At 70.4% G+C, this 13,657-nt stretch carries 11 protein-coding genes; all 11 read right to left on the bottom strand.

What is annotated here, in order from left to right; translation table 11 throughout:
• Window positions 1-12: 12 nt before the first annotated feature.
• Entirely contained in the window at window positions 13-1,524 is a 1,512-nt protein-coding gene (gene araA / locus ACWDXC_RS40715) for an L-arabinose isomerase (protein ID WP_449991572.1), read from the bottom strand.
• A complete protein-coding gene (locus ACWDXC_RS40710; protein WP_219506795.1) occupies window positions 1,521-2,168 on the bottom strand; it encodes an L-ribulose-5-phosphate 4-epimerase in 648 nt (215 codons plus the stop codon). Before ACWDXC_RS40710 ends, araA begins: the two co-directional genes overlap by 4 nt.
• Window positions 2,165-3,853: a ribulokinase gene (araB, locus tag ACWDXC_RS40705; protein ID WP_449991570.1), complete on the bottom strand. Its 1,689-nt coding sequence runs from the start codon at window positions 3,851-3,853 to the stop codon at window positions 2,165-2,167. Before araB ends, ACWDXC_RS40710 begins: the two co-directional genes overlap by 4 nt.
• Window positions 3,854-3,886: 33 nt before the next feature.
• Window positions 3,887-4,882 carry a LacI family DNA-binding transcriptional regulator gene (locus tag ACWDXC_RS40700; RefSeq protein ID WP_449991621.1) on the bottom strand — a complete coding sequence of 332 codons (996 nt, stop codon included), beginning with the start codon at window positions 4,880-4,882 and terminating at the stop codon, window positions 3,887-3,889.
• A 75-nt stretch (window positions 4,883-4,957) separates the two neighbouring features.
• Window positions 4,958-6,220 carry a multiple monosaccharide ABC transporter permease gene (mmsB, locus tag ACWDXC_RS40695; RefSeq protein ID WP_357588638.1) on the bottom strand — a complete coding sequence of 421 codons (1,263 nt, stop codon included), beginning with the start codon at window positions 6,218-6,220 and terminating at the stop codon, window positions 4,958-4,960.
• Window positions 6,221-6,225: 5 nt separating this feature from the next.
• Window positions 6,226-7,755 carry a multiple monosaccharide ABC transporter ATP-binding protein gene (gene mmsA / locus ACWDXC_RS40690; RefSeq protein ID WP_449991567.1) on the bottom strand — a complete coding sequence of 510 codons (1,530 nt, stop codon included), beginning with the start codon at window positions 7,753-7,755 and terminating at the stop codon, window positions 6,226-6,228.
• 57 nt (window positions 7,756-7,812) lie between these two features.
• Window positions 7,813-8,931 carry a multiple monosaccharide ABC transporter substrate-binding protein gene (gene chvE / locus ACWDXC_RS40685; RefSeq protein ID WP_246645166.1) on the bottom strand — a complete coding sequence of 373 codons (1,119 nt, stop codon included), beginning with the start codon at window positions 8,929-8,931 and terminating at the stop codon, window positions 7,813-7,815.
• Between the two features lie 156 nt (window positions 8,932-9,087).
• Complete coding sequence (yjfF, locus tag ACWDXC_RS40680; RefSeq protein ID WP_219506800.1) at window positions 9,088-10,074, bottom strand: galactofuranose ABC transporter, permease protein YjfF; 987 nt, start codon at window positions 10,072-10,074, stop codon at window positions 9,088-9,090.
• Window positions 10,071-11,081, bottom strand: coding sequence for an ABC transporter permease (locus tag ACWDXC_RS40675; RefSeq protein WP_219506802.1), 1,011 nt, complete (start codon window positions 11,079-11,081; stop codon window positions 10,071-10,073). The genes yjfF and ACWDXC_RS40675 overlap by 4 nt, the downstream gene beginning before the upstream one ends.
• Before the next feature lie 8 nt (window positions 11,082-11,089).
• On the bottom strand, window positions 11,090-12,598 hold the full coding sequence (locus ACWDXC_RS40670) for a sugar ABC transporter ATP-binding protein (RefSeq protein ID WP_449991564.1): 1,509 nt from the start codon (window positions 12,596-12,598) through the stop codon (window positions 11,090-11,092).
• A 50-nt stretch (window positions 12,599-12,648) separates the two neighbouring features.
• Entirely contained in the window at window positions 12,649-13,629 is a 981-nt protein-coding gene (locus ACWDXC_RS40665; protein ID WP_357588640.1) for an ABC transporter substrate-binding protein, read from the bottom strand.
• Window positions 13,630-13,657: the final 28 nt, after the last annotated feature.

Here is a 13,657-nt window from a genome sequence, read left to right as displayed (position 1 = left end):
CTTCCCACACGGTCAGAACCCCTGGGCCAGGCGGTAGTAGGCCTGGTTCCAGCGCAGTTCCTTGGTGAACCGCTCGGTCGTGGTCTCCGCGTCGATGATCACCAGTTCGACGCCCAGCATCTCGGCCAGGTCGGTCAGCTCCTCGCGGCCGACGGCCGTGGACAGCACGGTGTGGTGCGGCGCCCCGGCGGTGAGCCACGACTCGGTGGAGGTGCGCAGGTTGGGGCGCGGGCGCCACACGGCGCGGGCCACCGGCAGCTTGGGCAGCGGCTGGGGCGGCGTCACCACGTCGATCTCGTTGGCGACCAGGCGGAACCGGTCGCCCATGTCGGCCAGGCCGACGACGATGCCGGGGCCGGGCTCGGCGTCGAACACGAGCCTGACCGGGTCCTCCCGGCCGCCGATGCCGAGCGGGTGGATCTCGCACGACGGGGTGCCGGCCGCGATCGACGGGCACACCTCCAGCATGTGCGCGCCCAGGATGAGCTCGCCGCCGGGCGTCAGGTCGTAGGTGTAGTCCTCCATGAAGGACGTGCCGCCGGGCCGCTCCTTGTCAGACATCTCCTTGTCAGACATCGCCTTGTCAGACATCGCCTTGTCAGACATCGCCTTGAGCGTGCGCAGCAGCACCGAGGTCTTCCAGTCGCCCTCGCCGCCGAAGCCGTAGCCGTCGGCCATGAGCCGCTGCACGGCCAGGCCGGGGAGCTGGCGCAGGCCGCCGAGGTCCTCGAAGTTCGTGGTGAACGCGCGGAACCCGCCGTCCTCCAGGAAGCGGCGCAGGCCCAGCTCGATCCTGGCCGCGTAGCGCAGCGACTCGTTGCGCTCGCCGAGCAGCTCGGGCGCCACGGTGTACAGCTCGGCGTACTCCTTGACCAGCGCCGACACGTCCGCGTCGGAGGCGGAGTCCACGGCCTCGACCAGGTCGTTGACGCCGTAGGTGTTGACGGAGACGCCGAAGCGGAGCTGCGCCTCGACCTTGTCCCCCTCGGTGACGGCCACGTCGCGCATGTTGTCGCCGAACCGGGCCAGCCGCAGCGTGCGCACCTCGGCCACGCCCTTGGCGGCACGCTCCCAGGCCAGGATGCGCTCGCCCACGGCCGGGTCGCTGACGTGCCCGGCGACGGTCTTGCGGGGCACGCCGAGCCGCGTCTGGATGTGGCCGAACTCGCGGTCGCCGTGCGCGGCCTGGTTGAGGTTCATGAAGTCCATGTCGATGGAGCTCCACGGCAGCTCCACGTTGGCCTGCGTGTGCAGGTGGAGCAGCGGCTTGCGCAGCGCGTCGAGCCCGGCGATCCACATCTTGGCCGGGGAGAAGGTGTGCATCCAGGCGATGACGCCGGCGCAGGAGTCGTCGGCGTTGGCCTCCAGCATGACGCGCCGGATGGCGGCCGCGTCGGTCAGCACGGGCTTCCACTCGACGGCCACCGGCAGGGCCTCGGCGATGCGCCGCGACTGCTCGGCGACCTGCCGCAGCGTGTCCTCGCCGTACAGCCCCTGGCTGCCGGTCAGAAACCAGATGTTCAACGCGGGCTCCTCTGTCCGTAGACGTTCTGATAGCGGTCGTACAGGCGGTCGACGTCGTCGCGGGCGATCGGCAGCGGCTCGCCGAGCTGGCGGGCGACGTGCACGGTACGGGCCACGTCCTCGCACATCACGGCGGCCTTGACGGCGGCCTCGGGCGTCTTGCCGATGGTGAAAACGCCGTGGTTGCGCATGAGCACGGCGGGCGAGCGGTGGCCCTTGAGCGTCTCGACGATGCCCTGGCCGATGGAGTCGTCGCCGATCAGCGCGAACGGCCCGACGGGGATCTCGCCGCCGAACTCGTCGGCCATCGCGGTCAGCACGCACGGGATGGCCTCGCCGCGCGCCGCCCACGCCGAGGCGTAGGTGGAGTGGGTGTGCACCACGCCGCCGACCTCGGGCAGGTTGCGGTAGACGTAGGCGTGCGCGGCCGTGTCGCTGGACGGCGCGTGGGCGCCCTCGACGAGGTTGCCGTCGAGGTCGCAGACCACCATGTTCTCCGGCGACAGCTCGTCGTAGGAGACGCCGGAGGGCTTGATGACGAACAGGTCCTCGCCGGGGACGCGGCCGGAGACGTTGCCCGCCGTCCAGGCCACCAGGTTGTAGCGGACCAGCTCGGCGTGCAGGTCGCTGACGGTCTTCCTCATGCTCTGGCCTCGTTCCTGATCGCGCGCAGCCGGTGCAGCGCCTTTCCGTCGCCGAAGTGCTCGTGCAGGTCCCGGTACTCGGCGTAGAGCCGGTCGTAGGCGTCGGCCCTGGCCTCGTCCGGCACGTACGCGGCCTCGGTGCGCTTGCCCATGGCCGCGGCGGCGGCCTGGATGTCGTCGTAGGCGCCCGCCGCGACGGCGGCGTGGATGGCCGAGCCGAGGGCGGGGCCCTGGTCGGAGCCGATCACCGACAGCGGGCGGCGCAGCACGTCGGCGTAGACCTGCATGAGGAAGGGGTTCTTCAGCAGGCCGCCGGCGACGACGAACTCCTCGACGGGGACGCCGGACTTCTCGAACGTCTCCACGATGGTCCGCGCGCCGTAGGCGGTGGCCTCGATGAGGGCCCGGTAGACGTCCTCGGGCCTGGTGGCGAGGGTCTGGCCGAGGACGACGCCGGACAGGTTGTGGTCCACCAGGACGGACCGGTTGCCGCCGAACCAGTCGAGGGCGACCAGGCCGTGCTGGCCGACGGCCTGCTCGGCGGCCAGCGCGGTCAGATGGGCGTGCACGCTGACGCCCTGCTCGGCGGCCCGCCGGGTGTAGGCGGCGGGCACGAACGCGTCGACGAACCAGGCGAAGATGTCGCCCACGGCCGACTGCCCGGCCTCGTAGCCCCACAGGCCGGGCACGATGCCGTCGCGGACGACGCCGCACATGCCGGGCACCTCGGCGAGCCGGTCGCTGGGCATGATGTGGCAGGTGGAGGTGCCCATGATGGCGACCATCCGGCCGGGGGCGACGGCGTCCGCGGCGGCGGCGGTGACGTGCGCGTCCACGTTGCCGACGGCGACGGCGACGCCTTCGGGCAGCCCGGTCCAGGCGGCGGCGCGCGCGGACAGGGGGCCGGCGGGCGCGCCGAGCGCGGCCAGCCGGACGCCCTTGCCGGCGTCCTCGCCGACCTGGCCGGTGGCGAGCTTGCCGGTGAAGCCGGCGAACGCGGGGTTCAGCTCGGCGAGGAAGTCCTCGGACGGGTAGCCGCCGTCCTGGAAGATCCCCTTGTAGCCGGCGGTGCAGATGTTGCGGCTCTCGACGCCGGTGAGCTGCCAGACGATCCAGTCGGCGGCCTCGATCCACCGCTCGGCGCGCTCGTAGGTGCCGGGGTCCTCCTCCAGGACCTGGAGGGCCTTGGCGAACTCCCACTCGGAGGAGATCTTGCCGCCGTAGCGGGGCAGCCAGCTCTCGCCGCGCCGGGCGGCCAGCGCGTTGATGCGGTCGGCGTGCGGCTGGGCGGCGTGGTGCTTCCACAGCTTGGGCCAGGCGTGCGGCAGCTCGGGGGTCTCGAAGCAGAGCGGCGTGCCGTCGGCGGTGGCGGGCAGCACGGTGCAGGCGGTGAAGTCGATGCCGATGCCGATCACGTCGGCGGGTGACACCCCGGCCGCCGCGACGGCCGAGGGGACGGCGACGCGCAGCACGTCGATCCAGTCCTGCGGCGACTGCAGCGCCCAGTCGGGCCCGAGCCGGACGTCCGAGCCGGGCAGCTCGCGCTCGATGACGCCGTGGGCGTACTCGTGGACGGCGCTGCCCAGCTCGGCGCCGTCGGACACGCGGACCACCACGGCGCGTCCGGAGAGCGTGCCGAAGTCCACGCCGACCACGAACTTGTTAGCGTTCACATGTGACTCCATGGGGGTTCGATGGGGACGGCTGCCACGTGGTTCCTACCCTGCGGCGGCGGCCGGCGGTGCGGTGCTGGACCTGACGACGAAGCCGGGCGGCACGACCAGCCTCTCGTACGGGCCGGGCCCGGCGTCGAGCTGCCGCAGCAGCATCTCGATGCAGTGGCGGCCCACGACGTCGAAGTCCTGCCTGACGGTGGTGAGCGGCGGCGAGAAGAACGCCGACTCGGGGATGTCGTCGAAGCCCACGACGCTGATCCGGCCGGGCACCTTCACTCCTTCCTCGGAGAGCGCGCGCAGCACGCCGAGCGCCATCTGGTCGTTGGCGGCGAAGACGGCCGTGACCCCGGCCGTCGCGGCCAGCCGCCGGCCCGCCTCGTAGCCGGCGCGCGGGCTCCAGTCGCCGGTCAGCGGCTCCGGCACCGGCCGCCCCGCCTCCTCCAGCGCCTCGCGCCAGCCCCGCAGCCGCCCCTCGGTCTCCAGCCAGCCGGCCGGGCCGCTGACGTGCCAGACCGTCTCGTGGCCCAGGTCGAGCAGGTGGCGGGTGGCCATCCGGGCGCCCTCCGCCTGGTCGATGCGGACCACCGGGATGTCGGCCCGGTGGGTGGCCTCGACCGCGACGGCCGGCGTGCCGATCGGCAGGCTCTCCAGCGCCTGGCTGGCCGAGTGCTGCGGCGCGACGACCACGATCCCGTCGACGCCCTGGTCGGTCAGGTAGGCGATGGCGTCGCGCACGCTGTCGGCGTCGATCGACTTCAGGCTGACGATGCTGACGAAGTAGCCCGCCGTCCTGGCCGCCTGCTCGATGCCGTAGATCGTGCTGGCCGGCCCGTACAGGGTGGTGTCGAAGCTGATCACGCCGAGCGTGCGCGAGCGCCGGGTGACCAGCGCGCGGGCGGTCAGGTTGCGCCGGTAGCCGAGCCGGGTGATGGCCGCCTCGACGCGGGCGCGGGTGTCGGCCCTGACGTTCGGATGGCCGTTGAGCACGCGGGAGACCGTCTGGTGCGACACGCCCGCCTCCCTGGCCACGTCGGCCATGACAGGCAGGCGTCGCCTGGGGATCGCTCCCACGCTCTCTCCTTCCGTCGGCTAGCAGATCGTAGTGCGCGGCCGTCAGCCCGCGGCGCCGGCCCTGCGCTTGGTCCACACGTCGAAGGCGACGGCGGCCAGCAGGACGGCGCCCTTGACGAGCATGACCCGCTCGCTCGGGGAGCCGATCAGGGACATGCCGTTGTTGATCACGGCCATGATGAGGCCGCCGGTGATCGCGCCGACGACCTTGCCCACGCCGCCCTGCACGGCCGCGCCGCCGATGAAGGCCGCCGCGATCGCGTCGAGCTCGAAGCTGTTGCCCGCCGTCGGGCCCGCCTGGTTGAGGCGCCCGGCGAAGATGATGCCGGCGATCGCCGAGAGCACGCCCATGTTGACGAAGATCCAGAAGACGACCTTCTTGACCTTGACGCCGGACATGACCGCCGCCTGGAGGTTGCCGCCGATCGCGTAGATCTGCCGGCCGAAGACCGTGCGGTTGGCCATCAGCGAGTACGCCAGCACCAGGATCGCCAGCAGCACCAGCACCCAGGGCAGGTTGTGGAAGCGGGCGAGCTGCACGACCAGGAAGAGGATGACGGCGGCGCCCGCGGCCATCTTGAGCGCGAACAGCGCCATCGGCTCGACGCTCTGGCCGTAGCCGGCCCGGGCGGCCCGCGAGCGCCACTGGGCGGTGACCATGCCGGCGATGGCGACGACGCCGATGAGCAGGCTGAACAGGTCGGCGCCGCCGAGCGCGCCGAGGCCGACGTTGCCCAGGTAGCCGCTGGTGAAGCCGTTGGCCAGGGTGCGGACCTGGTCGGGGAACGGGCCGATGCCGCGGTTGCCGAGCACGGTCAGCGTCAGCGCCCTGAACAGCAGCATGCCCGCCAGCGTCACGATGAACGCCGGGATGCCGAAGTAGGCGATCCAGTAGCCCTGCCAGGCGCCGATGAGCCCGCCGGCCAGCACGGTGAGCGCCAGCGCGAGCGGCCACGGCAGGCCCATGTTGACCATGAGCACCGCGGCCAGCGCCCCGGTCACCGCGACCACCGAGCCCACCGACAGGTCGATGTGCCCGGCGATGATGACCAGGATCATGCCGATCGCCAGGATCAGCACGTAGGAGTTCTGGACGATGATGTTGGAGATGTTCTGCGGCGTGAGCAGGGCCCCGTCGGTGAGCACCGAGAACAACACGACGATGAGCGCGAAGGCGATGTAGATGCCGCTGGCCCGCAGGTTGAGCGACAGGCCGCCGAGTGACACCCGGCCGGGCCGCCGCGGCTCCCCTCCCCCGCCGCCCTGAGTGCCGGCCTGGACGCCGGCGGGCGTGATGCTGCTCATTGGAGCTACTCCTGTCCCTTGGTCATGAGATGCATGAGGCGTTCCTGCGTCGCTTCCCGGCGCGGCACCTCACCGGTGATGCGGCCCTCGGAGAGGGTGTAGATGCGGTCGCACAGCCCGAGCAGCTCGGGCAGTTCCGACGAGATCACCAGCACGGCCCGGCCCTCGTCGGCGAGCCTGTTGATGATCGTGTAGATCTCGTACTTGGCGCCGACGTCGATGCCCCGGGTGGGCTCGTCGAGGATGAGCACGTCGGGCTCGGTCAGGATCCACTTGGACAGCACGACCTTCTGCTGGTTGCCGCCGCTCAGCTTGCCGACGACGCTGGACACGCTCGGCGCCTTGATGTTCATGCTCTTGTGGAAGCGCTGGGCGACCGCGTACTCCTCGTGCTCGTCGACCCAGCCCCGGCGCGACAGCCCGGACAGCGCGGCGGCCGAGACGTTGCGCTTGATGTCCTCGATGAGGTTGAGGCCGTAGCGCTTGCGGTCCTCGGTGGCGTACGCGATGCCGTGCCGGATGGCGTCCTGCACGGTGCGGATCTCGATCGGCTTCCCGTCCTTGAAGACCCTGCCGGAGATGTTCACCCCGTACGTCCTGCCGAACAGGCTCATCGCCAGCTCGGTGCGGCCCGCGCCCATGAGCCCGGCCAGGCCGACGATCTCGCCGCGGCGCAGCGTGAGCGCCGCCCCGTCGACGACCTTGCGGCCCGGCTGGCTGGGGCTGTGCACGGTCCAGTCCTCGATGCGCAGCACCTCCGCGCCGATGGTCGGCTCGTGCGGCGGGTAGCGGTTGTCGAGGGCGCGGCCGACCATGCCGGAGATGATCCGGTCCTCGGTCACCGCGTCGGTGGCCATGTCGAGGGTCTCGATCGTGCGGCCGTCGCGGATGATCGTGACGGAGTCGGCGATCGCGGTGACCTCGTTGAGCTTGTGCGAGATGATCACGCAGGTGATGCCCTCGTCGCGCAGGCCGCGCAGCAGGTCGAGCAGGTGGGCCGAGTCGTCGTCGTTGAGCGCGGCGGTCGGCTCGTCGAGGATGAGCAGCTTCACCTCCTTCGACAGCGCCTTGGCGATCTCGACGAGCTGCTGCTTGCCGACGCCGATGTCGGAGACGACGGTCGTCGGGTTCTCGCGCAGGCCGACGCGCGCCATGAGCTGGGCGGCCTCGTAATTGGTGCGGTTCCAGTCGATGAAGCCGCGCCTGGCCCGCTCGTTGCCGAGGAAGATGTTCTCGGCGATCGAGAGCTGCGGGCTGAGCGCGAGCTCCTGGTGGATGATGACGATGCCGGCGCGCTCGCTGTCGCGGATGCCGCCGAACTCCCCCCGCTCGCCGTCGAAGTGGATCTCGCCGTCGTACGTGCCGTGCGGATAGACGCCGGACAGCACCTTCATCAGCGTCGACTTGCCGGCGCCGTTCTCGCCGCAGATGGCGTGGATCTCGCCCCGTCGCACGGACAGGGTGACGTCCTGCAGCGCCTTCACGCCGGGGAACGTCTTGGTGATCCCGCTCATCCGCAAGATGTGGTCGGTCATGTCTCAAGCCCCTCGCCCGGGAGGGCCCCGGGGGCGTGCCGCCCCCGGAGCGCGCTCCTACTTGAGCTGGTCCTCGGTGTAGTAGTCGCCGCCGATGATGACGTCCTTGTAGTTGCTCTCGTCCACGATCACCGGGTCGAGCAGGTACGAGGGGACGACCTTGGTGCCGTTGTCGTAGTCCTTGGTGTTGTTCACCTCGGGCTTGCCGCCCTTGAGCACGGCGTCGGCCATCTTGACGGTGACCTCGGCGAGCTTGCGGGTGTCCTTGAAGATGGTGGAGTACTGCTCACCGGCGACGATCGACTTGACCGAGGCGAGCTCGGCGTCCTGGCCGGTCACGACCGGGTAGGGCTGGCCGCTGGTGCCGTAGCCGCTGCTCTTGAGCGCCGACAGGATGCCGATGGACAGGCCGTCGTAGGGCGACAGGACGCCGTCGACCTCGGCGCCGCCGGTGTAGGTCTTGGTGAGGATGTCCTCCATGCGCTTCTGCGCGGTGGCCGGGTCCCAGCGGAGGATGGCGGCGGTCTTGAAGTCGGTCTGGCCGCTCTTGACCTTCAGCGTGCCGTCGTCGATCTTCGGCTGGAGCACCGACATGGCGCCGTTCCAGAAGAACGTGGCGTTGTTGTCGTCGGGCGAGCCGCCGAACAGCTCGACGTTGAACGGGCCCTTCTCGCCCTTGTCGACGCCGAGGCCCTGCAGCAGCGAGGTCGCCTGCTGGACGCCGACCTTGAAGTTGTCGAAGGTGGCGTAGTAGTCGACGTTGGGGCTGTTGCGGATGAGCCGGTCGTAGGCGATGACCGGGATCTTGTTGTCGGCCGCCTGCTGGAGCTGGGAGGTCAGCGCGGTGCCGTCGATCGAGGCGACGATCAGGAGCTTGGCGCCCTTGGTGATCTGGTTCTCGATCTGGTTGGCCTGGGTGGGGATGTCGTTCTCGGCGTACTGCAGGTCGACCTTGTAGCCGAGGGCTTCGAGCTGCTTCTTGACGTTGTCGCCGTCGTGGATCCACCGCTCGGACGACTTGGTCGGCATCGTGACGCCGACGAGGGCGCCGGCGTTGCCGCCCGCGGCGGCCTCGGACGCCTCGGCGTCGATGGTCTTCTGGGCGGAGCCGCAGGCCGTCATGGTCGCGGCGAGCGCGATGGCGGACACCACGCCCCCGATTCGTCCCAACCTCATCCTTGACTCTCCTCGTATGGGGGTTGCGGTGCTAAACCGTGATAAACCGGAACAAAGTTCGCATTACGTCTGGGCTGATTGTTATCGCTAACAACGCTGGTGTCAATGGACGACGGTAACCTCCCGGAAACGGTCCGGTAACCACAGGTGGCCAGGTCAGGGGCGTCTCCGGGCCGAGAACAGCCGCTGCAGCAGGATGAAGGCGAACAGCAGGAGGCCGATGAAGATCTTCGTCCACCACGAGCTGAGCGTCCCCTCGAAGCTGAGGATCGTCTGGATCAGCCCCAGCACGAGCACGCCCAGCACGGTGCCGAACAGGAACCCGGTGCCCCCGGTCAGCAGCGTGCCGCCGATGACGACCGCCGCGATGGCGTCCAGCTCCATGCCCACCGCGTGCAGGCCGTACCCGGAGAGCATGTAGAACGACAGCAGCACCCCGCCGAGCGCCGAGCAGAAGCCGGAGATCGTGTACACGGCGACCTTCGTCCGGCCCACCGGCAGCCCCATGAGCAGCGCCGACTGCTCGCTGCCCCCGGTGGCGTAGACGGCCCGGCCCAGCCGCGTGTAGTGCAGCACGTACGCCGCCGCCAGCACCACCACGGCCGCGATCACCACGCTCGGCGAGATCCACAGATCGGCGAACAGGTCGATCCTGGTCTGCGCGAACGCCGTGAACGTGGCGTCCTCGATCGGGATCGACTCCGTGCCGATCGTGTAGCACAGCCCCCTGGCCAGGAACATCCCGGCCAGCGTGACGATGAACGGCTGGATGTCGAAGGCGTGCACCAGCCAGCCCATGAGCAGGCCCAGGCCCGACCCCACGAGCAGCACCAGCGGCACCACCACGTACGGCGGCCAGCCCGGCCCGGCCATCAGGCTCGCCGAGATCATCGTCGACAGCGCCACCACCGAGCCCACCGACAGGTCGATGCCGCCCGTCAGGATCACGAACGTCATCCCGACGGCCACGACCAGCAGGAACGCGTTGTCGATGAAGACGTTGAGCACCACCTGCCCGCTGGCGAACCCCTCGTAGCGGATCCCGCCCACCACGAACATGGCCACGAACAGGCACCCCGTCACCAGGACCGGGACGTACCTGGCGGGGACGGCCCGCCCGCCGCCCAGGGAGAGCGTCGTCATGCCGTCACCCGCACCTTCTCCTCGGCCGGACGGGCGGAGGACGGCCGCCGCCGGCGGTGGAACACCTTCTCGCGGAACGCCGGCGACTGCACGAGGCAGACCGCCGCCACCACGAGGGCCTTGAACAGCAGCGTGGTCTCGGGCGGCACGCCGACGGAGTAAATCGTCGTGGTCAGCGTCTGGATGATGAGCGCGCCGAGCACGGTCCCGCCGAGCGAGAACCGGCCGCCGGCCAGCGACGTGCCGCCGATGACCACGGCCAGGATGGCGTCCAGCTCGATCCAGAGCCCGGCGTTGTTGCCGTCGGCGCTCGACACGTTCGAGCTGATCATGAGCCCGGCGACGCCCGCGCACAGGGCCGCGAACGCGTACACCATGACGATGATCCCGCGCGCGCGGATGCCGGCCAGGCGGCTGGCCTCGGCGTTGCCGCCGACCGACTCGATGAGCAGGCCCAGCGCCAGCCGCCGCGTCAGGAACGCGGTGATCGCCAGCACCGCCAGCACGACGAGGACGCCGAACGGCACGGTCAGCCAGTAGCCGCCGCCGATCAGCTTGTAGGCCGGGTCGTTGACGGTGATGATCTGCCCGTCGGTGATGAGCTGGGCCAGGCCGCGCCCGGCGACCATGAGGATCAGCGTCGCGATGATCGGCTGGATGCCGATCCCGGCCACCAGGAACCCGTTCCAGGCGCCCAGCAGCGTGCTCAGCCCGAGCGCCAGCACGATCGCGGTGAACACGCCCTGGTCCTGGCTGAGCTGCAGGCACGCCAGCGCGCCGGAGATCGCCACCACCGAGCCCACCGACAGGTCGATGCCGCCGGTCGCGATGACGAGCGTCATGCCGAGCGAGACCAGGATGAGCGGCGCGCCGAAGCGCAGGATGTCGATCAGGCTCCCGTACAGGTGCCCCTCACGCACCTCCACCGACAGGAAGCCGGGGATGAAGGCCACGTTGACCAGCAACAGCGCGGCCAGGATCAGGAGCGGCCAGATCAGCCGCCGCATCGCCGCCATCACGTACGGCCTCCGCTCGCGATCGTCTCCATCAGCACGTCCGTGGTGAGCTCGGGCCCGTTGGGCAGCTCGGCGACCAGCCGCCGGTCGCGCAGCACGGCGACCTTGTGGCTGAGCCGCAGCACCTCCTCCAGCTCGGCGGAGATGAACAGCACCGCCATGCCGCCGCCGGACAGCTCGGCGACCAGGCGCTGGATCTCGGTCTTGGCGCCCACGTCGATGCCGCGGGTGGGCTCGTCGAGGATGAGCAGCCGCGGCTCCAGGATCAGCCAGCGGGCCAGCAGCACCTTCTGCTGGTTGCCGCCGCTCAGGTCGCGCACCAGGTGCTCGGGGTTGGGCGGGCTGATGCGCAGCGCCTTGACGTAGCGCTCGACCAGCTCGTCCTGCTGCTCGCGCGGCACGGGCCTGGTCCAGCCCCGGGTCGCCTGGAGCGCGAGGATGATGTTCTCGCGGACGGTCAGGTCCGGGATGAGGCCGTCGGCCTTGCGGTTCTCCGAGCAGAACGCGATCCCGTGGCCCATCGCGGCACGCGGGGTGCGCAGCGACGCGGGCGCGCCGCCGACCGCCACCCGGCCGCCGCCCGCGTGGTCGGCGCCGAACAGCAGCCGGGCCACCTCCGTGCGGCCCGAGCCGAGCAGCCCGGCGAGCCCGACGACCTCGCCCTCGTGGATCGTGAGCGTGAACGGCTCGATCGCCCCGGCGCGGCCCAGCTCGCGGGCCTCCACCAGGGGACGGTCGAAGGCCGCGGCCTCGCCGTGCAGCCGGTCGAGCGCGGCCAGCTCCTGGCCGATCATCTTGGCGACGAGGTCGACCTGGCTGAGCTCGCGCGTCGGGTACTCGCCGACGAGCCGGCCGTTGCGCAGGATCGTCATCCGGTCGGAGATCTCGTACACCTGGTCCAGGAAGTGCGACACGAACAGGATCGCGATGCCGTCGTCCTTGAGCCTGCGCATCACCCGGAAGAGCTGGCCCACCTCGTCGGCGTCCAGGCTGGAGGTGGGCTCGTCCAGGATGAGCACCCGGGCCTCGACGTCGAGGGCGCGGGCGATCGCCACCATCTGCTGGATCGCCAGCGAGTAGGCCGACAGCGGCGCCGACACGTCCAGGTCCAGCTCCAGCCGGGCGAGCAGCTCGCGGGCGCGGGCCCGCATCCGCTTCCAGTCGATGCGGCCCCACCTGCGGGGCTCGCGGCCGATGAGGATGTTCTCCGCGACCGACAGGTTGGTGCAGAGGTTGACCTCCTGGTAGACGGTGCTGATGCCGGCCTGGCGGGCCTCCAGCGGGCTGCCGAACGCGACGGGCCGGCCGGCCAGCTCGATCGTGCCCTCGTCGGCCTGGTGGACGCCGGTCAGCACCTTGATCAGGGTGGACTTCCCGGCGCCGTTCTCGCCCATGAGCGCGTGCACCTCGCCGGGCAGCAGCCTCAGGTCCACGCCGTCCAGCGCGCGCACGCCAGGAAACTGTTTGCCGATCCCGCTCATCCGCAGGACCGGCGCGGGTGTGGCCATCGCCATCCCCTTCCGGTGGCGGGGCCGGGCCGCGGCCCGGCCCCTTGGGATCAGTACTGGCGGCTGGGCAGGGCCTGCTTGGCCTGCTCCTGGGTGAACGTGGTCTCCTCGGTCACCACGCGGGGCGGCACCTGCTCGCCCGCGACGACCTTCTTGGCCAGGTCCATGAGCTGCGGGCCGAGCAGCGGGGAGCACTCGACGATGTAGTTGATCTTCCCGTCGGCCAGGGCCTGCATGCCGTCCTTGACGGCGTCCACCGTGATGATCTTGATGTCGGTGCCGGGCGTCTTGCCCGCGCCCTCGATGGCCTCGATCGCGCCCAGGCCCATGTCGTCGTTGTGCGCGTACAGCACGTCGATGTCCGGGTTGGACTTCAGGAACGCCTCCATGACCTCCTTGCCCTTGGCCCGGGTGAAGTCGCCGGTCTGCGAGGCGATGATCTTGAACTTGGGGTCGGCCCCGATGACCTCGGCGAAACCGGCCTTGCGGTCGTTGGCCGGGGCCGAGCCGGTGGTGCCCTGCAGCTCGACGATGTTGACCGGGCCGGACTCGTCCTTGTACTCCTCCACCAGCCACTGGCCGGCCTTCTTGCCCTCCTCGACGAAGTCGGAGCCGAGGAAGGTCTTGTAGAGCGAGGTGTCCTTGGAGTCGACGGCGCGGTCGGTCAGGATGACCGGGATCTTGGCGTTCTGCGCCTCCTTGAGCACGGTGTCCCAGCCCGACTCCACCACCGGCGAGAACGCGATCACGTCCACCTTCTGCTGGATGAACGAGCGGAGCGCCTTGATCTGGTTCTCCTGCTTCTGCTGGGCGTCGGAGAACTTCAGCTCGATGCCGGCGCTCTTGGCCGACTCCTGCACGGACTTGGTGTTCGCGGTGCGCCAGCCGCTCTCGGCGCCGACCTGGGAGAAGCCCATGGTGATCGAGTCGCCCGCGCCGCCCGCCGGGTCACTGCCGGTCGAGCCGCTGTTCGAACCGCATCCGGCCAGGGCGACGACGGCCGCCACCAGCACAGAGATCTTCTTCAACACGTGGGGGGTGTCCTTTCTGAAATTTGTG

The sequence above is a fragment of the Nonomuraea sp. NPDC003214 genome, assembly GCF_053590035.1.
This window is presented reverse-complemented; position numbering and strand designations above follow the sequence as displayed.